This is a genomic window from Corynebacterium canis, assembly GCF_030408595.1.
GTDB lineage: Bacteria > Actinomycetota > Actinomycetes > Mycobacteriales > Mycobacteriaceae > Corynebacterium > Corynebacterium canis.
This window is the reverse complement of sequence record NZ_CP047080.1, coordinates 2644468-2663684: the sequence shown is the minus strand read 5'-3', so window position 1 is coordinate 2663684 and position 19217 is coordinate 2644468. Positions and strand designations below refer to the sequence as shown.

Sequence of the window (19217 nt, the reverse complement as noted above, 5' to 3'; positions counted from 1 at the left end):
ACCCAGCCTCGCCGCCAAAACCCCACCCCGCCAGAACCCTACCCCGCCAGGCGTCGATCCCGGAGCGCGCCTATCGCGCGGCACGCCAGGTAGATTGCAAAGGAAATGCTGGTGACAAAGACGCTCACTGGCAGCCCGGGCGCTAGCGATAGGATGAATCCGCCCACCGCCGCCACCAGCGCAAAGGCCACGGAGAGTAGTACCGCCGCCACCAGGTTTGCCGTCACGCTGACGGCGGCGGCCCCCGGCGTGATCAATAGGGCCATGACCAGCAGTGCGCCCACGATCTGCACCGATTGCGCGGAGGTGAGCCCCACCAGCACGGCGAAGATCACGGACATGAGCCGCACGTTTACCCCGCTGGCCTGCGCCAGCACCGGATCTGCCGCGGCGAATAGCAGTGGTCGCCAGAGTAGTAACACCACCGCAACCACCACTGCGACGATGCCTGCGAGCAGCCCGACGCTGGCCCCGGAAACTCCCACGATTTGCCCGGTGAGCAGGGTGAATGCGGTGGAGGCGCGCCCCGGATACAGGTGGATAAATAGCACGGATAGCCCCATGCCAAAGCTGAACACCACCCCGATGGCGCTGTCTTGATTTCGCATGCCCAGCAGCGCCAGCACGATCGCGGCCACCACGGAGCCCGCCACCGCACCGATGCCTACATTGAGCCCGGCGAGCAGCGCGGCCGAGGCGCCCATCAGCGCGAGCTCGGAGGTGCCGTGTACCGCGAAGGACATGCGTCGTAGCACCACCAGCGGGGCCATCACGCCGGACACGATGCCGAGCAGCGCGGCCGCGAGCAGCCCTTGGATCACAAAGTCCACCTGCAGCAGATACAGGGTGTCTTGATAAAATTGTTCCATTAGAGCACCACCATGCGGTCGCCTACCTGCACTACGTCGACGTGCGTGCCGTACAGTTCGGACAGGACGTCGCTACGCATGACGGCGTCCACGGTGCCCACGGTATGCCCGTGTGGGGCGAGGTAGAGCACGCGGTCGGTGGCGCGCATCACGGGGTTTATCGAGTGCGTGACAAATACCACCGTGCAGCCCGTTTCCTTGAGCAGCGCTACGGTACGCTTCGCCATGTGCAGATCGAGGCTGAGCAGGGGTTCGTCGCAAAGCAGTAGTTCCGGCGCGCCCGCCAACGCCTGCGCCTGACGCACTAATTGTTGCTGCCCGCCCGATAGCGCCCCTACCCGCCGGCTTCCGATTTTCGACGCCCCGACCCGCGCCAATAGCTCGTCCACCTCCCGTCGCCGCGGCCGACGCCCCCGCACAACGCCGTGCGCCAGCGATAAGCCCACCAGGTCACGGGCGCGCAACGGCAATTCGGGCGGGAACATCCGTTGCTGCGGGATATAGCCGATGCGATCCGTGGCGCTGATCCGGCCCGCCGTGAGCCTGCGGGTGCCTATGATCGCCCCAAGCAGCGTGGACTTGCCTACGCCATTGGGGCCCAGCACCGTGAGAAACTCGCCGGGCCGCACACTGAAATTTAGGCCCGACCAGAGCGGTTCGATCGCTGCGTTATGGAACGAAAGTGTCACTTGGTGGCGGCCGCCAGACGCGTCGCAAAGTCGGTGAAGTAATCGAAATAGTTTTCGCCCTTGGCGGGGAGTTCGTACACATCCACCACCTTGATTCCGGCCTCTTCGGCGGCGGCGCGGAGACGGCGGGTGGTGTCGGTGGCGGTTTGCGGGGCGTCGATAAGCACCTTAATCTCGCCCTTCTTCAGCTCGTCGAGGAACGCCGCCACGTCAGCTGCGCTTGGCTCCGCCTCTTCCAGCGCCGAGTGGTGGTAGCCCTCCGGGGTGACGTCCTCGAGCTCGCTGTGCGCCACCAGCAAATCCGCGATCGGGTGCGTCTGCGCAACCTTCACCTTGGGCAATGCATGCACGGTATCGTGCACCTTTTCCAGGGACTTTTCCACCTCTTCCGGCGTGGTTTTCGCATCCGGGTCCGCCTGCTTTATCTTCGCGGCGAGCTCCGTGGCCAGGTCCGTCACGGCGTGGACGTCAAACCACACGTGCTCGTTTGCCGCGTGGTCGTGGTCTGCGTGCTCGTGGTCTTCGTGGCTGTGCTCGGCGGCGTGGTCGTGGCCATCGACGAGCGGCAGGGCGTGCACAATCTTTTCCTCGTCCACGGCCTTGTAGAGCCAGGCGTCGTATCCGCCACCGCCGACGACAACGATGTCCGCTTCCTTCGCCTTGGCAAGGTCCGCGGCGGCCGGCTCGAAGGAGTGCGGGTCCGAATCCTGGCCCGTAATAATTGGCGTGATGTGGGCATCGGGGGCAACCTTTTCGGCAATATCCGCCCACACTTGTGTGGAGGTAACAATCTCGACGGCGTTGGTCGCCATGGCGGAAGTGCTTTCGGCGCCCGTGCTTCCAGTCGAGTCTGTTTGCGAACTGGGTGTGCAAGCGACCGCGAGGAAAGCGGCGGCCGTAATAGAAAGTAAGCGACGAATCATGGATTCCACAATTGTAAAAATGAAAACGTTTGTCAAGTAATATTAGGCTTGAACTGGTAAATTCGATGTATGGCAAAGCAAACCCTCGCCACTCTGGCGCGCGAATTGGGCGTTTCTCGGACCACGGTTTCGAACGCATATAACCGCCCTGAACAACTCTCGCCGGAATTGCGCGAGAAAATACTGGATACGGCGGCTCGACTAGGTTACGCAGGGCCGGATCCGACGGCGCGTTCGTTGCGACGCCGGTTCACGGGCACCATCGGCGTATTGTTTACGGACCATCTCACATACGCATTCGACGATCTCGCATCGGTGGATTTCCTCGCCGGAATGGCCGAAGTAGGACAAGAGCGCGGTGCCGCTTTAACCCTCGTTCCGGCCAAACCCTCCGGCGCCGTTGCCCCCGAATTGGTGAATTCCGCTGTGGTTGATGGCTTCGTTGTGTACTCCGTTGCGGCCCAAGATCCCTACCTTCAGGCCGCCATCGCGCGCCAGCTTCCGCTCGTGGTGTGCGACCAACCCGTGGGCACCAACTTGCCCTTCGTGGGTATCGACGACCGCGCCGCCATCGCGCCCGCAGCCCAGGCACTGGTTGACGCTGGGCACCGCCGCATCGGGATTCTATGCATCCGCCTCGACCGAAAACGCAACGACGGGCTGGTCAGCGAGGAGCGGTTGGACGGCGCCTCCTTGCACGTGCAGCGCTCCCGCGTATTGGGCGCGCTGGATATTTTCCGCGATGCCGGTATTACCGGGGAAATTCCCGTTGTGGAGCGGCACATCAATGACCGGCAAAACAACCGGGATGCGGCGCGGGAATTGCTGGAAACCTATCCGGATATCACCGCCGTATTGTGCACCACGGACTCTATGGCCTTTGGGGTGCTTGATTACGCGGCCGACCACGGCATCAATGTGCCGGACGACCTGTCCGTGGTCGGGTTCGACGGTGTGTCCACCGCACTCGCCCGCAACCTGAGCACGGTGATCCAGCCGAACCGCCAGAAAGGCATCGCCTCCGCCCGCGCCCTTTTCCGGCTTATCGAAGGAGAGGTGATCGAGCCCGAAACCAAGCTCGAAACCACCTGGTTCCCAGGGGCTACGATCGCTGCGCCACGAGCGCGTTAAGGAACGTAGCCACATCGTCGATCGAAGCAAGGCGCAACAGCGCATGCGTTTCACCCGGGCCGACCTTTACCCCTAAATCCCCGGGGCCTAGGATTTCAAAGCCGGTTTCATCCGTGGCGTCATCCCCGATAAAGATCACGTTCGCGTCGCCCCTATTTGCCGCGATCCACCCGCCCTTGGACGTGTTCAAAACCGAGAATTCCAAAATGCATTTGCCATGCGTGATCTTGACACCGGGGCGCACCAACGCCTTAGCACGGTTGAGCAATTCCTCCCCGCCATCGGCCATGCCGCGGGTATGCAACACGCGATGATACGGCTTGATCTCTACGCGCGCGCCCTCCTGGCCAACGATCAACGCCTCCAATTCATGTTCGATCTGATGAAGCAGCGTGCGTTGCTCTTCCGTGAGCACCGCCGGCCGAGTGCCCTCCGCACCGTGGCTACCCACCAGTTCGATCGCGGGCGAAACGCCAGCCAGTTCTTGCAGCACAGCCAGGGACCGCCCCGAAAGGATAACCACCCGAGTGTCCGGCAGCGCGGCCAATTGTTCTAGCGCCGCGATCGACCCCGCGTTCACAGGAACATTCATAGGGTCCACATTGAAACCCGCAAGCGTGCCATCAAAATCAGAAACCACGAGTAAAGGTGCCATGATTCCATAGTGCCACTGCGGTCGGCCGGTGTGCACGAACGATGCGATCAGTCAGGTGTAGTGCTCGGATACACCGAGCTGGTGGTAACTGGTTTAAGAACCATAACTCGGATCCTGCACAAGTGAGGTCCTTAACTAAAAGCTTTGCGGTGGCTCGGCGGAGGAGTGCAGCGCCGCTTGGTTGATGAAAACCAGGCTCAAGATCATCGTAATACATGCTGCAGTGTATGATCCATGCGCAGGGCTGTTGAACGAGCCGTCGCTGACGTAAAAACTGGCGAATGCGCCGACTGCCGATTTACCTGTCCCGCCACGAAGCGGACTCAGGCCAAGTTACTCTACTTCTGAGTTTTTAATATAGTCTCCAATATATCTTCACAATCCACGCATTTTTCGAGGCTTTCGTGATCCTGTCGAGGAACGAAAGTTTGACCGCAAAGAGCTTGTACGGGTGTTCCCTCAATGGTTGCTGTGCAAATGTCTCCGGACGATTTATGCCTCACACGGTGTGCGACTGCTCCCGGGCTAAACAAGAGGGGGCCTTCTGCGCGATATTTTCCAGCGAAAACATCAGACGCACGACACTTGTCATCAAACATAATGGAAGCATTGTTATATGTGATGGACCATTGCTGTTCTTGATGATGAACCCAGCTTAGGGCCACTTTATGTGATAGGCGGCATAAGGGGGTGTATTGAGCGTTTTTAATGTCGTGTATCTTGACCTCAACGCCCAGGGGTTCATCATCTATGCTGACTGCGCCTATGAATAAAGTACAGATAGGTGGGCTGACGGCGTCGAACGGATTCCTAATCTCCATCGTAAAGCCGTCAATCCAAGACTGTTCAGTCATGTTTGTGGTTATGGCATCCCAAATTTCTTTCTCCCACGCAATCAGCCGGTTCCGAGACTTGTGCTTTTCTAACAGCAGTAAATCACGCTCGGTAGGAAGCCACGTAGAAGCATCCATCAACATGAATACTTGGTAAAAGTCTTTCCTTGATTTACCTTCTCTTTTTCCTGCTGCAACAATCCACACTTGACCTTCTTGATCTACATATGCTGCTGCACGGTGTCGATTGATTTTTATTTTATAGCAGGTGGGTTTGACTTTGCTGATCTTGTCTGGAGCTTGTGAACTATCGCGAGATTCTGGAAAAAGTTCAATAGCCTTGGCGACAACTTCGTGGTCCACTGTATCGAGGAACCCGCTTAAAGGGCCATCACTGTTCCAGTGATTTAATTGGAGATCCTCTAGGGCACAGCGAATTGTAAGGCGGGGAAGGAGCGGCATGGACGTGCGGGCGCTATGCGAAGTGGTCGATGATACGAGAGCGTAGGTTCTCGACGTGGGCTACGTCGAAGGCAAATTCACGCTGAGCGGCCTGAGCCTGTGGGCGGTACGCAAGAACATCTTTCGCGCATACCATGATGGTCTTGTTATCGGCACGACTGCGCAGCACGCTGTCACGGGCGAGGATGCGGACATGTAGAGGGGACACGGACAAAATTTTGCCAGCTGTCTTGAGGTCAAACCATTCAGGCACGACCACGCTACTTGCTGCGTGGCTTTTATGCGGTGCCGTAGTTGCTGCGGACACGACAATAATTCCTTCCGGTTGGTGGTCCGTGTCGCCAAGTGTACCGTCTAACTCCTGTCATGTGACAAATTTCCCCGATCATTCGGGGGGAGCGTTAGATACATTGAGTTTTGGTGTGGCGAGAACACTCGCCCCGTGACTCTACTAGGACGACCAAGCCTGTTAGTGCATGCTTCAATATTTCTATAATGATCGGTTCAAATCGGCGCCAGTGTTTTCGGGGATTTGGCCAGCTACCGGTGCAACGCTGCTAATAGAGCTAGTCAACGGCTCCGACCGTGGCTCCGACGATAGATCGTGCGCAACCCCTGACCTGCGATTGTCTTTTTGCGTCACTTGGGAGTCACTTGGGAGTGTAACTGTCACATAAAAGGACAAAAACGTACAAACCCCAGGCCGGTAGTTGTGCACAATCAATCGGCAGTGGTGGTGGGGTCGATGGGCGACCCGCGAGATCATCGCCCGAGTTCAATCCGACTGGCTACTAAAGTGATGGCAAGCACAAACCTAAGCGTTAATCCACCAATCGAATGCCTGGGCGATCAACGTCTTCGCCGTCCGTGGTGAGGATCAAGTCCTCGCCATCGCGTGACATGCTGAAGCCGCCGTGGAGCATGTCGGCCAGGGCGTCGTGAAAAAACCTCTCCTTGCCGGTGCAGTCAGCTTCGTGGATCTCCATATCGTGGAATTCCACGTGGTTCGCCTCGGAAGGCTTTACGGCAGCGCCGTCTTTGGTGAAAGACACGCGCCCTTGGAAGGGGGCGCAGCCGGTAAATCCCGCTACGGTGGAATCGCCGAATACCATGGTTGCGGTGCCTGCCACGGAATCAGGGAGGCCGCTCGGCGTCTCCGGATTCGTATACACGTTCGTGATTTGCCAGGTGGAGTTGATCACTTCGGGCTGCGCTGCGGAACACCCCGCGAGCGCAGTGGTGAACGCGACTGTGCAGCAAAGGAAACCTGTGCGGCACACCGTCATTGCAGGCACTCCAGGAAGCTGCGCGCCCATTCATTGACGTCGTAGGTGAGCACTTGTTGGTGCAGGTCGAGCATGCGGGCGCGCGCGTCCTCCGGATCGGTGCTGAGCGCGGTGAGCGCATTGAGCAATTGCCGCTTGACGGATTCGATATCGTGCGGGTTGCACAGCCATGCGCGCTGGAGTTCGATCGCCGAACCGGCGAATTCGCTGAGCACCAGCGCGCCGGAGCCGTCCCCGTGGCAGGCCACATACTCTTTTGCCACCAGGTTCATGCCGTCCTTATAGGCGGTGATAAACATGACATCCGCACGCTTGTAATAACTCAGCAGCTCCTTTTTGGGCAGTGAGCGGTGCATATAGTGCACTACCGGGTGCGCGACCGTGCCGAATCGACCATTGATTCGACCAACGGCCTCTTCCACTTGCGAGCGGGTACGCCGGTATTGGTCGATGCGTTCGCGCGACGGCGTGGCGATCTGAATCAGCATCGTTTCCGACGCCTCCACCGCGCCCGATTCGAGCAATTCTTCGAATGCAAGGAGGCGTTGCAGGATGCCCTTGGTGTAATCCAAGCGGTCCACGCCAAGGATCACCGTGCCCTCCGCTTCGATCGGCTCGACCGTTTCCGCCAGCGCCGCAACCTCGGAAGAGTCGATGGAAATGGGGAACGCGGCCACGCCCACCTTGCGCCCGTCCGGCGCCGTGATAAACGCCGTGACTTCGCGTATCGACGCCTTGCCTTCCACACGTAGTTTGTCCGGCTGCCCGATCGTCGAACCAGTGAGCGTTACCTGGCGGGCAAGGGACAAGAAGTTTTCGGTGTTCTGTTCGAGGTGGAAGCCGATCAGGTCCGCGCCAAGTAGCCCGCGCATCAGCTCTTCGCGCCACGGCAATTGCCGGAAAAGATCGGCCGATGGGAACGGAATGTGGAGGAAAAACCCAATCTTCAGGTCGGGGCGCAGTTGGCGCAAAATGCCCGGTACCAGTTGCAGCTGGTAGTCCTGCACCCACACCGTGGCCCCCTCCGAGGCGACCTCGGCGGCCTCTTGGGCGAACTTATGGTTGACGTTGCGGTAGGACTCCCACCAGGTGCGGTGGTATTCCGGGGAAACGATCAGGTCGTGGTACAGGGGCCACAGGGTGGCGTTAGAAAACCCCTCGTAAAACTCCTGGTAGTCCTCTTCCGTCAGCGTCACGGGGTGCAGCAACACCCCATCCGCCTCGAATGGTTCCGGAGCTTCGTCCGGAACCCCGGGCCAGCCAACCCAGCATCCGTGATGGCGTGCCAGCACTGGAGACAGTGCCGTAACCAGACCGCCGGGACTTGGCGACCACTCCTGAGTTCCGTCTGGATGGGTCGTGAGGTCAACCGGCAGCCGATTGGCTACCACCACGAAATCACTGTTCATGACTTCTTCGCAGCCTTCTTCGTTGTCTTTTTAGTGGTCTTCTTTGCGGCTTTCTTCGTTGTCTTCTTGGTGGTCTTCTTTGCGGCCTTCTTGGTGGTCTTTTTCGTGGCCTTCCTCGTCGTCTTCTTCGGAGCGTTAGCTTCCTCATGCTCGGCGGCGATACGGCTATAACGAAGACCCTCAGGTTCCACACCCAGCATGCACATCAGGGTTGCGCAATCAAAAAAGTCGGTGGAGTATGTTGCAACAATGCGGCGCGCTGCCTCAGCGGTCTCTTCCTCCACCGCGTGCAGCGACTCGGCGTTAGTGTTGCGGGTGTCAGTGACCTTAGGTGGCACGGATCCTCCTGGGTGATAAAAGACAAACTTGGAAGCCTATTCTACGCCATCCTCTTGGCAAAGGCGCGGTAACGAGACAATACCGGGGGTCGGCGAAGCTTTCGAGCGCACCATTCACCAAGCACCACGCCGGCGGCCAACGCAGATCCGATAGCCAACGCCAATACCATGCTGGACAAGCCCACCAATGTTTGCGAATGCAGGATCGAATACAGGCCGCGATAGATCGACAGCCCGGGGAGCAGCGGCGTAATACCCGCGATGGCGGTGATCAAGGGTGGGATTAAAAACCGCCGGGCGAGGAGGCCACCGGCCAAACCGATAATCGTGGCGGCGATGCTTACCGCAACCACCGGCGGCACCCCGAGCGGCAACAGGACCGCATAGTACACAAAGGACCCAGTCGTGGCCGTAAGGCAAGACACCACAACGGAAGACCACTCGGAATAACAGGCGATCGCATACGTTGCCGAAGCTAACCCACCGGCGATGACCTTGACCGTTACCGACGTGAGGTTCGGGGCGGTGCTGGTCTGCAATTCGGGCAGCGTGACCCCGATTGCGTGGGATGCCTCGATACCAATACCCACGCCGGCGACGATCCCGCCGGTAAGCATCATCGTTTCAAAGAACCGCGCGCTCGCCGTCACCGGCGCACCGGTGATCCCGTCCTGCATGGCCTGCACCAGTGTGAGACCGGCAAGCATCACCACGATCCCAGACGCCACGATCTGCGCCGGGGATAATTCGAAGCCGAGGGTGTGCGCCCAGCGATAGGACAGTGCCGCCGGTACCGTGGCCACGAACCCGCCGAATACATTTTGGAAAAACGCCGGCAGCCCGCGGCGATCCAACCAGGCGCTGCCGCCAATAATGATCCCGGCCACGATAAAGGAGATCACCGCGACGGCGAACCCACCGCCAAGCAGCACGGCCACCGCGGCGCCGAATAGCGACCACCCCAGCCACGCGGTGCGGAAACCATATGGGGGTGGGGCTTCCATAAGCTCGTCGAGAATCTTTTCGGCGACCTCCGGGGGCGTGGCACCCGCGCAGATCGAGCGAATCAGCCGATCCACCTCCGAAAGCTTGGAGAAATCGACGGTCAGGCGGCGCACCACCCGAAACACGCTCAACGGGGTTTTCTTAGCGACGCCGATGCTGGTGGAGATCGTAATCGTGTTCAGCGTGATATCCACATGGCAATACAACAAACCATACGCAGCAGTAACCGCATGAATGTGCGCCTTGGTGTCATTGTTGCCCGTGCCGGAAGAAAGCAAAATATCCCCGATCCGGGCGGCAAGATCCATCACCGTGGACACTTGCGTATGGTCCGTTAAATCGACGGGCGCTAACGGTGACGGCGGCGGCGCGGCCTTCACGGCGTCGATAGTGGCGACGCGGCCGGAACGCAGGCGGTGGAGAAGTTTCATGCAGCTGCCTTTATGGATTGGGATCGGCGGGGGACGTCAGGTACGATCGTGAGGCAGTGCTGGAGTGGCGCAATCGGTAGCGCAACGGTCTTGTAAACCGTAGGTTGCGAGTTCAAGTCTCGTCTCCAGCTCCAACAACAGCAGGCCCGTTGATACAGCCATGGCCTGCTGTTTTCTTATACCCGTGGGGAATATTCGGCAATAAACCCGCCGACGTTACTCCCCGCCGTTTGGTGTGGTGCTGGCGGCAAGTTTCGGCGACTTCACTGGAAGCAACAATATCGCGCCAATAGCAAGAATGAGCGCAATACCAATGATTCCGGCGCGGTCCGTGCCCGCCAATGAAACAGATGTACCGAAAGCGATCGGGGCAAGCCAACTCACCGCGCGTCCGGTAGTGGCGTAGAGGCCAAACATTTGGCCCTCGCGGCCATCCGGCGTCATGCGCGATAAAAACGACCGGCAGGAGCTTTGCGCAGGGCCCACGAACAGCGTGAGGATAAGGCCGAAAATCCAGAAATTAACCGGGCCATCGAGGAAATACAAGGTGGAACACATGGCCACCATGGCGATCAGCGAACCCAGGATTACCGGCTTTGGGCCGATCAGATCGTCCAAATACCCCATGCCCAGTGCCCCGAGCGCGCTCACGACGTTTGCCGCAACACCGAACAACAAAACATCGCCGGCGCTGAGCCCATAGGAAGAAACGGCGAGGATCGCACCGAACGTAAACACGCCCGCGAGGCCATCGCGCAGCACCGCAGATGCGAGCAAAAAATACACCGCGTGCCTATCCTCATTCCACAATTCCTTGATCTCCTGGGCGAGCCGCTTATAGGACTCCTTGATGCCGCCCGATTGTGCCGTCGGGTCCGGCTCAATCTCGGGGACGCGCACCATGAGCGGGATCGCGGAAAGCAAAAACCAAAACGCCGCCAGCAGCGCCACGAGCCGGATATTCCAGCCCTCGGCGATAGGCACATGCAGCAAACCGCGGGTATCGCCATCGCCTTGGATAAAACCCAAATAACTAATCAGCAGGACTACAATGCCCCCGAAATAACCCATGGACCAGCCGAAACCGGAAATTCTGCCCACGTTTTCCGGGGTGGATACCTGGCGCAGCATGGCGAAATAGCTCACTTCTGCCAGCTGGAAAATAATGGAGGCGATGCCCATGATGACAAGGGCCGCCCAGAAATAACCGATATGCGTGTTTTTAATAAAGAACAGGCAGGCCATGAGCACGAAGGCGACCCAAGACCAGACCGTCACGCTGCGTTTTCGGGTCCCCTCGATATCTGTGCGGCGGCCCATCACGGGAGCGGTGACCGCGATAATCACGCCCGCGATGCCCATCGCATAGCCGTACCAGCCCGAGGCTGATACCGAGCTGAGGCCAGACAGCCACGAGGGAAGCTGTTCGCCTACGTTGGCACCCACCGAATCGGTGAGGTAAACCGCGAAGATAAAGGTAACCAATACGGCGTTGAACGCAGCGGAACCCCAGTCCCACAGCGCCCACGCTAGGACAGTTTTTCGGTCAGTGCGGGCGCCTGGCTGCGTGGTCGTACTCATGGACAAAACCTTAGTACGTCACGGCACAAACTATCTTGTGGAAAACCAAGAGGGGCTATTGGCGTGCCGCGAGACGCAGCCGAGGAATCACAACAGCAAGGGCATTGGCGAAGCCAAGGTAGGAAATCGCCATGCCCAACAGGCCCAAGCCAATGTTTGCGCCGCCATCAACGTCTCCGGAGGAAACCGCAAAGAAGACCACAAATGCGAGGACCAATGCGAGCACAATGGTGGAAAGCGCCCGCGTGATCTTTGGGGCCTTATCCCCAAGGAACCATTGCGCACAAACGATGGCGGCGACGAGGCCCGCTGAGGTGATCTGCAGCAAGCTTAATACATAAAGATCAAACACACCGGTTGATTCGGCGCCGGACCACACCACCACAGTGGAGACAATCACCAGAAACATTGTGAAAAAAGAAAGAATGATGCTGGCGGGCAGCAGAAGGTTTTTCATGGTAGCACTCCCAGAAATTTTGAGGGGCATTCGATTGCGAGATGGACAGGAACCAATACCGCTTGAGGCCAAGATTATGGTGTTGAAGATGCCTGATCAAGCACCAGTTTTCGGCTGCCCCCGTTGGTCGAAGGTCGGTGGGAAATAAACGCGGTAGTGCTATAAGTTGCGGGAATTTAATCCCAGCGTCTGGGCGTTTTTGGGCGATCTAAAAAGTGTTTAGTTTTGCACGTATCAAAATGGAATCGACGTTGCGAAATCCTGCGCGGGGGTGCGGTTTCAGTGAAGCACATGTGATCGGTTCTGTTGGTGGTGCAGTGTTTTGGGGCCGGACGTGGTCGACGGATTTCTGCGCTCAGGCAGATCCGGCATGGCCGATGGTTGGGGAAGGTTTAACCTTGTACGCGCTTTATGGCCTTGCTGGCAGCTTGCCTTGATAGGTTGTGTGCAGCCGTTGACCTGCGATCGGCCTAGATTTCTTCATTAGGGTGCTCAACGAAGAATAAAAAGACGATTTGCAGCATTTTTGGGCCAGATTCGTCCGGAATTTCTTCGTGAGACCCCGAATGAAGAATAGAAAGACCAGTCCCAGGTCGGCAGTTGCGTACAACCCATCGGCGGCGTGATGTGGAGGGGTTGAAGTGGCTGCCGAGCTTCGCGCTCAGGCAGATTCGACACGTCGGCCGTCGCGCGGCGGTGTTTCCGCAGGACGCCGAATTCGCCGTGTCAGATCTGCCTGAGGCAGATCCGTCGGGGCGGATGGTTCGAAAAATCTCAATCGTGTACGTGCTTCACCGTCTTGCTGGCAGCTTGCCCTGATAGGTTGTGTGCAGCCGTTGACCTGCGATCGTCCCAGATTTCTTCATTAGGGTGCTCAACGAAGAATAAAAAGACGATTTGCAGCGTTTTTGGGCCAGATTCGTCCGGAATTTCTTCGCTAGACCCCCGAATGAAGAATAGAAAGACCCGTCCCAGGTCGGCGGTTGCTCACAACCCATCGCCCCACGGGTGCAACGCTGGGACTGGGCCTGGCTAAGCCCCTAACAGTTGCACACAACCCATCGGCGGTGTGATGTGGAGGGGTTGAAATGGCTGGCACTGGGCATGGCGGCAGGTTCGGGGAAGTTCGACCCTAAAAGTGCGGCCTAAATGTGCGGAAAGGCCGTGCCATATCAGAACCAGTAGGTCACCGTATAGGGGCCTTCTTGGTCGCGGATGGTCTGGCAGGCCAGGGTTTCACCATCGCGGATGTCATAATCGCTCAGCACGTGATTGACAAGCATGTGTGAATCGCCGCCCTCTAGGCTGCATTGGCAGGCGCCACATTGGCCTTGCTGGCACGAGTAGTTGGCGGGGACGTCGGCGGCGAGCAGGGCGTCGAGAAGCGTTTGGTCGGCCGGCCACTCGAAAGAGTATTCGTCGCCGTCTTTGTAAGCTGTGTGCGTCATGATGGTGTGGTTGCTGGGCTGATTGGTCGGAGCGATTCTACCGTCTCTACTATCATTGCGCGCACCCGCCGGTCCATCGGCATATCGGCGTGCATGACCACGGCCAACGGGTAATCATCCTGCACCCACAAATTTGTGGCGGTATCCAAAAAGCACGATTCGGCGGGCACAACGGTAGTGTCTGTGCGGGTAGAAATGCAGGTATAGCCCACCTCGGGCACGCACTCGGGGCCGGTATTTAGCGCTGTCAAAAACGGGGAACCGGTGATTTGTTGCATGCCCGCGGGGCCGAAGTAGGTGTCGATCATGCGTGTCATGAGCTCGGCCTGTTTGCCGGTGGAAACCAGCTTGCCCAACATGCCGCCCAACGTGGTGCCGTGGTTGGGGCTGGATAGGCAGACAAGGTGCTTGGTGCGGGGCGCACCGCCCAAACATTTGATGTAATAGCGGGCCAGCACCCCGCCCTGGGAATGCCCGACCAGAACCACTTTTTCCGCCCCGGTGACCTGCAATACCACATCGATATAGGCGCGAATCTGGTCGGCGGAATCCTCGATCCGGTTGGTGCCGCGATGGCCGTAGCCGGGGACAAACACCGCCCAGCCCAACGCCCGCAACTGGGTGGTCAGTTCCTTCCAGTCGCCGGGGGTGGCGGAAGTGCCGTGAATCAACACGATCGGCCATGGTCGGTACGGCGACGGCCGAGCCCGCCAATCATCCTCAACCCAACCGCGTGACGGAATCTTCGTCCCAAGTGGTTCCGGCATGTGGGCGAATGCTCCTTACGTTAACTCAGTGCTTGGTCGAGGTTGGCGCGGATCTTGGCGGCCGCGGCGTCCATAAGCTCGGGGTCGGTTTCGTTCATGCCTAGGGCGTTGGCGAAGTCATAGTCGCGCATCGCCGAGGTGGGGAAGACGTGAATATGGGCGTGCGGCACGTCAAACCCCGCGATAATATATCCGGCGCGCGGGGCATCGAACGCCTTAACTATTGCGCGGCCAATGTGCTGGGCTACTTCATTGACGCGTGCCCACAATGCTGGGTCGAGGTCCGTCCAACGGTCCACCTCCGCGACGGGTACGACCAAGGTATGCCCATAGGCCAAAGGTTCGATGGTAAGGAAGGCGACTACATCGTCGGAACGGTACACGAACCGGCCGGGAAGTTCGCCGTTGATGATCTTGGTAAATATGGTGCTCATGACTCAAGAGTAATGGTGTAGGGCAAGAAACACAGGTAAAGCTAGCCGGAATAATCGCGGAGTATGCCTAGATGTGGGGGCCGAGCCGTCGGGTGGGCGTGTCGGCGGTGTGATGTGGAGGGGTTGAAGTGGCTGGCCGAGCTTCGCGCCCAGGCAGATTCGACATGTAGGCCGCTGCGCGGTGGTGTTTCCGCAGGACGCCGAATTCGAGCTGTCAGATCTGCCTGAGGCAGATCCGGTGGGGCCGATCGCTGGCAAAGGTTCAGTCTTTCACGCGCTTCGAGGCCTTGCCGGCAGCTTGCCTTGATAGGTTGTGTGCTACCGCTGACCTGCGATCGTCCGGAATTTCTTCATTGGGGTGTCCAACGAAGAATGGAAGGACGAGCTGCGGCGTTTTTGGGCCAGATTCGTCCGGAATTTCTTCGTAAGACCCCCGAATGAAGAATAGAAAGACCAGCCCCAGCTCGGCGGTTGCGCACAACCCTTCGGCGCAGGCGTGCGTAACGGGAGCGGCCGTGCGGCGTATCGGCGCTTCGGTACCGTGCGTCGAAGGTGTTTACACTAATGTGCATGCGCATACTTGTTATCGGTTCGGGCGCCCGTGAACACGCCCTGTTATTAGGACTCTCGCAGGATCCCAGCGTTTCCGAGCTGCACGTGGCCCCGGGAAACGCGGGCATGGAAGCCCTCGCCCGTCAGCACAAGGTGCAGGTGGATGACCCCGCGGCGGTGACCGAATTGGCCCAGGAATTGGGCGTTGACCTTGTGGTTATTGGCCCGGAGATTCCGTTGGTGGCTGGCGTCGCGGATGCGCTGCGGGCCGCGGGGATTGCGGTTTTCGGCCCGAACAAAGATGCGGCGCGCATTGAAGGTTCGAAAGCCTTTGCTAAGGATGTAATGGCGGCCGCCGGGGTGCGTACCGCGCACGCGGAGGCCATTGCGCCGGGCGCCGCCGATGCCGAGATCGAAGCTGTGCTCGATCGCTTTGGCCCCACTTGGGTGGTGAAAGACGACGGCCTAGCGGCGGGTAAGGGTGTAGTGGTAACCCCAGACCGCGCGGCCGCCCGAGCGCATATCGACGCAGTGCTCGCCGCCGGCAACCCCGTGCTGCTGGAAAGCTTCCTCGACGGCCCCGAGGTTTCCCTATTCTGCCTGGTTGACGGCGAAACGGTGGTTCCGCTGCTGCCCGCGCAGGATCACAAGCGTGTGCGAGACAACGACGAGGGCCCGAACACGGGCGGCATGGGGGCGTATTGCCCGCTGCCGTGGTTGCCGGCGGATGGCGTCCAGCGGATCGTCGAAGAGGTGTGTGTGCCGGTAGCCAAGGAGATGGTCGCGCGCGGTTGCGCGTACTCCGGCCTGCTCTATGCGGGTTTGGCGTGGGGCGCGGAGGGCCCGGCCGTGGTGGAGTTCAATTGCCGGTTCGGCGATCCGGAGACCCAAGCCGTGTTGGCGATGCTGAAAACCCCGCTGGCAACCTTGCTGAACGCGGTGGCCACGGGCACGCTGGCAGATCAGCCGCCGCTCGAATGGGAAGACGGTTACGCGCTTACCGTGGTGCTTGCCGCCTTTAATTACCCAGATTCTCCGCGCACCGGCGACGTGATTACGGGTGCCGAACACGCGTCCGTGCGTCACGCGGGAACCGCACGTAATGCCGACGGGGAGTTGGTGTCGGCGGGTGGCCGTGTGCTTAACGTTGTGGGCACCGGCGCAACGCTTGTCGACGCCCGCGACTCGGCGTACGCGGTAATCTCCGGCATCGAACTACCCGGCGGGCACTATCGAAGCGATATCGCATTGCCTGCGGTGGAGGGTCGAATCTCCGTGTAACCGCCTTGCGCCGAGATGGGCTGTGCGCAATCCGCCGATGCGGGTCGCGCACAGCCTTTTCGCTTTCTGGGGGTGTGTGCGCGGGTGGCGTGCGTTGGATTGTGCATGACACAAGCGGGGGTGCTCGACTTTCGCGTGACGTGAAGCTTATTGCTGTTTAAGTATCATCTTATTAAACTGATCGTGTCGAAGCTGCTATCGCTGGGTGCGCCTACTCTCAGCACAGCTGAAAGGAATTGAGTTTCATGCGATTAGATGGGGTCACGTGGAAAAAGGCGTGGGCGCTGGTCGTGGCGCTCGCCGTAACGTTGGCGCTCTGCGTCGTTCCGGACGCTAGGGCGCAAGATGATTCCGATGAGCAAAACGCGATCGATGCCGCCCCGCTGGTTGCCGCAAAGACTGTCGAATTCGGGGCGATTCAGATCTCTCGGGTGCTGGGCAATCCGGACGATTCGTTGCGGCAATGGGAATTCGCGGCCTTCGATTTCGATTGGAAGGCGCCCGAGGGCGTTATCAAAGGGCAGAAATTCACCGTCCGTTATCCCGATGGTTTCCATCTGTACGGCAATGAGATCTTTCAGCTCAAGAGCAAGGAAGGCGAAATCGGCGGCGATTGCCATGTGCGTGCCGATAATCAGTCGGTAACCTGCGTCTTTAACGACGAGTTCGAGGGGCGCCTCGACGTGTACGGCTCGCTGCACACGGAGGTTCAGGCGCAGAAAGCGACGTCGGAAAGCTACATTGATATGACCATCGACGGCGTCGGCTATCGTGTGGCCCTGCCGGGGGCGGGTGGCATCGTTGGCGTTGTGGATCATGCCGCCGGTGAGCTGCATAAACAAGGGTGGTACAACGACGATTACACCACGAGCGGGTGGCGCGTAGACATCCCAGGTTCTTTGCTTGTGGAGGCTGGCGGCGCCCGCGTCACCGTCACCGATTCCTTGAGCGGGCACCCGCACAGGTTTGATGCCAATCAATCGCCAAAGATCACGGCCCACACCGTTCGACAAAACGGCGATAGGCAGGAGGTGGACGCCCAGGTTGGGGAGCAGGCGGTGTTGGGCTATAAGGTGAGCGTCGACGGCAAGACCGCAACCTATGAGATCAGCCCGCCAAACGCCAGTGGGCAGTGGGAACCTGGCTTGCTGTACCGCGTGCGATACACGACGAAAACTGAGGACGGCAAACCCGCCCCGAAGGACGTGGGAACCACCAATACCGTCGTGATCAATAGCGGCAGCAAGGAGTTTATGGACCAAGAGACGATCAAGAACTGGCAGAGCAGCAGGGGCACCATCCATGGCGTGAAAAAGGCCTCCTACGAGGTGAAAAAGGCCCTCGCAGACCCCGAAATGGCGGAGCTGATTCCCGCGAACACCATGTTCACGGTCAAGGCGCACATTACAACCTCGGACGGCAAGCAGCGCGCAGAGGAGATTCAGGTTTCCCTCGACGGGAATACCAGCGGGCCCACCGAATTGCCGGAGGGTTCTATCGTTGAGCTGAGCGAGGTGAATACGCCTGAGATTCCGGGCGTCACTTTCGGCGAACCCCGGTTTTCCGCAGATGACGGCCAGAACGGCGCCGACCTTGAGCTTTTGGAAGGCGATACGAAGGTGCGCTTTACCACCGTTGCGTCCCGCAATATAAAGGTAATGCTCACAAACACCATTGCCGGCGCCAACGCTCCCTTTGCCGTGGTAAAGAAGGCCAGCGGCATTGACGACGCCGCCGAACACGAGTTCAAGTTCGCCTACAGCTGCAAGGTCGGCGACAAGGTTGAAACGGGCGAGGTCATGGCCAAGGGCAATGGCATCCCCGTGCTGAGCGACAAGGAATTCCCGGTAGGCACTGAGTGCGTGGTAACCGAAGACGTGAAGGCCGCAACCAAGGACGGGTACCGCCTGATCACGGAGCCGCAAAGCCTGAAGCGCACCGTCAAGATCGGCACTAAGGAAAACGTTGTACAAGCGAATTTTGTGAATACCTATGCGCGCATGGTCGGCGGCCTTGCCATTACTAAGGAAATGAGCACCGATGCCCTTGCCGAACTCATGGGTGATCAAGAGTTTTCCTTCGAGGCCACCTGGGAGCTTCACGGCACCACGGAGAAGCGACGTTTTACCCTGCGCGCCGGCGATGTGTTTTCAGACTTTCCGAAGTTGCCGCTGGGTACCAAGGTGACCGTGCGCGAATTGCTGCCGGAAGATAGCCCTTGGGAGACGCCGATTTTTAAGGGAAACGTCGGCGGCGCGGTGGAAGACCACGGCGATGGCAGCGCTACCATAACTGTTCTATCGCAGGACGCGGAATTATTGATCACCGTGATCAATAACACCGGGTCCGGGCTTGGCGGCTTCGGTTGGCTTTCGCTACTCAGTGTGATTCCACTGCTAGGTACCCTGACCTCCCCGAGCGCAGGATCGGTGGACTTGGCGCAAAAGGGAGCCGCCCCCGCCGGCGCGCCGCGCTCCCCGGGCGGGCCGCCGCCCGGCATGTCCCAAGAAGCCTCTGAGCAGCCAAAACGCAGCGCCGTGCGGAGCGATAGGCAGCTTGCCCAGACCGGTGCCAGCGTGCTTGGCATTGTGGTTATCGCGGTGATTGTCATTGCCGTGGGCGTGTATTTGATCCGTAACGGCCGCCGCAAATAACCCGTTTGTTGC

Annotated in this window: 18 protein-coding genes and 1 tRNA gene; 4 read left to right on the top strand and 15 right to left on the bottom strand. The window is 59.2% G+C overall.

The window, feature by feature from the left end; translation table 11 throughout:
- Nucleotides 1-38: 38 nt before the first annotated feature.
- The 3 genes from CCANI_RS11835 to CCANI_RS11825 are packed head-to-tail and all read right to left on the bottom strand — an operon-like array spanning nt 39 to nt 2481.
- Complete coding sequence (locus CCANI_RS11835; RefSeq protein ID WP_146324397.1) at nt 39-869, bottom strand: metal ABC transporter permease; 831 nt, start codon at nt 867-869, stop codon at nt 39-41.
- On the bottom strand, nt 869-1558 hold the full coding sequence (locus CCANI_RS11830; protein WP_146324396.1) for a metal ABC transporter ATP-binding protein: 690 nt from the start codon (nt 1556-1558) through the stop codon (nt 869-871). Before CCANI_RS11830 ends, CCANI_RS11835 begins: the two co-directional genes overlap by 1 nt.
- The gene (locus tag CCANI_RS11825; protein ID WP_146324395.1) at nt 1555-2481 is read right to left on the bottom strand and encodes a metal ABC transporter solute-binding protein, Zn/Mn family; all 927 of its coding nucleotides are present in this window, start codon (nt 2479-2481) and stop codon (nt 1555-1557) included. Before CCANI_RS11825 ends, CCANI_RS11830 begins: the two co-directional genes overlap by 4 nt.
- A gap of 69 nt (nt 2482-2550) precedes the next feature.
- Here CCANI_RS11825 and CCANI_RS11820 point away from each other — a divergent pair, with 69 nt between their 5' ends.
- On the top strand, nt 2551-3612 hold the full coding sequence (locus tag CCANI_RS11820) for a LacI family DNA-binding transcriptional regulator (protein WP_146324394.1): 1062 nt from the start codon (nt 2551-2553) through the stop codon (nt 3610-3612).
- Here the strand turns inward: CCANI_RS11820 and otsB are convergent.
- The 7 genes from otsB to thrE all read right to left on the bottom strand — a co-directional run bounded on the left by otsB (nt 3584) and on the right by thrE (nt 10031).
- Nucleotides 3584-4267, bottom strand: a complete 684-nt coding sequence (gene otsB, locus CCANI_RS11815) for a trehalose-phosphatase (protein ID WP_146324393.1) — start codon at nt 4265-4267, stop codon at nt 3584-3586. The two genes, CCANI_RS11820 and otsB, sit on opposite strands and share 29 nt — an antisense overlap.
- 338 nt (nt 4268-4605) lie before the next feature.
- Nucleotides 4606-5463, bottom strand: a complete 858-nt coding sequence (locus CCANI_RS11810; RefSeq protein ID WP_186750240.1) for a DUF3039 domain-containing protein — start codon at nt 5461-5463, stop codon at nt 4606-4608.
- A 112-nt stretch (nt 5464-5575) separates the two neighbouring features.
- Nucleotides 5576-5869, bottom strand: coding sequence for a hypothetical protein (locus CCANI_RS11805; RefSeq protein ID WP_146324391.1), 294 nt, complete (start codon nt 5867-5869; stop codon nt 5576-5578).
- Nucleotides 5870-6383: 514 nt separating this feature from the next.
- A complete protein-coding gene (locus CCANI_RS11800; protein ID WP_186750238.1) occupies nt 6384-6848 on the bottom strand; it encodes an META domain-containing protein in 465 nt (154 codons plus the stop codon).
- Nucleotides 6845-8257, bottom strand: coding sequence for an alpha,alpha-trehalose-phosphate synthase (UDP-forming) (locus CCANI_RS11795; RefSeq protein WP_146324389.1), 1413 nt, complete (start codon nt 8255-8257; stop codon nt 6845-6847). The genes CCANI_RS11800 and CCANI_RS11795 overlap by 4 nt, the downstream gene beginning before the upstream one ends.
- The gene (locus CCANI_RS11790; protein ID WP_146324388.1) at nt 8254-8595 is read right to left on the bottom strand and encodes a hypothetical protein; all 342 of its coding nucleotides are present in this window, start codon (nt 8593-8595) and stop codon (nt 8254-8256) included. Before CCANI_RS11790 ends, CCANI_RS11795 begins: the two co-directional genes overlap by 4 nt.
- Before the next feature lie 41 nt (nt 8596-8636).
- Complete coding sequence (gene thrE / locus CCANI_RS11785; protein WP_146324387.1) at nt 8637-10031, bottom strand: threonine/serine exporter ThrE; 1395 nt, start codon at nt 10029-10031, stop codon at nt 8637-8639.
- A 58-nt stretch (nt 10032-10089) separates the two neighbouring features.
- Here thrE and CCANI_RS11780 point away from each other — a divergent pair.
- Nucleotides 10090-10165: transfer RNA gene (locus CCANI_RS11780), tRNA-Thr, on the top strand.
- An 82-nt stretch (nt 10166-10247) separates the two neighbouring features.
- On the opposite strand, the gene CCANI_RS11775 is transcribed toward CCANI_RS11780, so the two are convergent.
- The 5 genes from CCANI_RS11775 to CCANI_RS11755 all read right to left on the bottom strand — a co-directional run bounded on the left by CCANI_RS11775 (nt 10248) and on the right by CCANI_RS11755 (nt 14718).
- The gene (locus tag CCANI_RS11775; protein ID WP_146324386.1) at nt 10248-11612 is read right to left on the bottom strand and encodes an MFS transporter; all 1365 of its coding nucleotides are present in this window, start codon (nt 11610-11612) and stop codon (nt 10248-10250) included.
- A 55-nt stretch (nt 11613-11667) separates the two neighbouring features.
- Entirely contained in the window at nt 11668-12012 is a 345-nt protein-coding gene (locus CCANI_RS11770; RefSeq protein ID WP_146324385.1) for a hypothetical protein, read from the bottom strand.
- A gap of 1229 nt (nt 12013-13241) precedes the next feature.
- A complete protein-coding gene (locus tag CCANI_RS11765) occupies nt 13242-13517 on the bottom strand; it encodes a 2Fe-2S iron-sulfur cluster-binding protein (RefSeq protein ID WP_146324384.1) in 276 nt (91 codons plus the stop codon).
- Nucleotides 13514-14284, bottom strand: a complete 771-nt coding sequence (locus CCANI_RS11760; protein WP_146324383.1) for an esterase/lipase family protein — start codon at nt 14282-14284, stop codon at nt 13514-13516. The genes CCANI_RS11765 and CCANI_RS11760 overlap by 4 nt, the downstream gene beginning before the upstream one ends.
- Nucleotides 14285-14304: 20 nt before the next feature.
- Complete coding sequence (locus tag CCANI_RS11755; protein WP_146324382.1) at nt 14305-14718, bottom strand: HIT family protein; 414 nt, start codon at nt 14716-14718, stop codon at nt 14305-14307.
- Nucleotides 14719-15288: 570 nt separating this feature from the next.
- Between CCANI_RS11755 and purD the strand changes: the two genes are divergently transcribed.
- Nucleotides 15289-16551: a phosphoribosylamine--glycine ligase gene (purD, locus tag CCANI_RS11750; RefSeq protein ID WP_146324381.1), complete on the top strand. Its 1263-nt coding sequence runs from the start codon at nt 15289-15291 to the stop codon at nt 16549-16551.
- A 245-nt stretch (nt 16552-16796) separates the two neighbouring features.
- Nucleotides 16797-19205, top strand: a complete 2409-nt coding sequence (locus CCANI_RS11745; protein WP_146324380.1) for a DUF5979 domain-containing protein — start codon at nt 16797-16799, stop codon at nt 19203-19205.
- The last annotated feature ends 12 nt before the right edge of the window (nt 19206-19217 follow it).

Coding starts and splice junctions, on each gene's coding strand:
- CCANI_RS11835 (WP_146324397.1), bottom strand. CDS start 869: ATGGAACAATTTTATCAAGACACCCTGTATCTGCTGCAGGTGGACTTT.
- CCANI_RS11825 (WP_146324395.1), bottom strand. CDS start 2,481: ATGATTCGTCGCTTACTTTCTATTACGGCCGCCGCTTTCCTCGCGGTC.
- CCANI_RS11820 (WP_146324394.1), top strand. CDS start 2,551: ATGGCAAAGCAAACCCTCGCCACTCTGGCGCGCGAATTGGGCGTTTCT.
- otsB (WP_146324393.1), bottom strand. CDS start 4,267: ATGGCACCTTTACTCGTGGTTTCTGATTTTGATGGCACGCTTGCGGGT.
- CCANI_RS11800 (WP_186750238.1), bottom strand. CDS start 6,848: ATGACGGTGTGCCGCACAGGTTTCCTTTGCTGCACAGTCGCGTTCACC.
- CCANI_RS11795 (WP_146324389.1), bottom strand. CDS start 8,257: ATGAACAGTGATTTCGTGGTGGTAGCCAATCGGCTGCCGGTTGACCTC.
- thrE (WP_146324387.1), bottom strand. CDS start 10,031: ATGAAACTTCTCCACCGCCTGCGTTCCGGCCGCGTCGCCACTATCGAC.
- CCANI_RS11775 (WP_146324386.1), bottom strand. CDS start 11,612: ATGAGTACGACCACGCAGCCAGGCGCCCGCACTGACCGAAAAACTGTC.
- CCANI_RS11765 (WP_146324384.1), bottom strand. CDS start 13,517: ATGACGCACACAGCTTACAAAGACGGCGACGAATACTCTTTCGAGTGG.
- CCANI_RS11760 (WP_146324383.1), bottom strand. CDS start 14,284: ATGCCGGAACCACTTGGGACGAAGATTCCGTCACGCGGTTGGGTTGAG.
- CCANI_RS11755 (WP_146324382.1), bottom strand. CDS start 14,718: ATGAGCACCATATTTACCAAGATCATCAACGGCGAACTTCCCGGCCGG.
- purD (WP_146324381.1), top strand. CDS start 15,289: ATGCGCATACTTGTTATCGGTTCGGGCGCCCGTGAACACGCCCTGTTA.
- CCANI_RS11745 (WP_146324380.1), top strand. CDS start 16,797: ATGCGATTAGATGGGGTCACGTGGAAAAAGGCGTGGGCGCTGGTCGTG.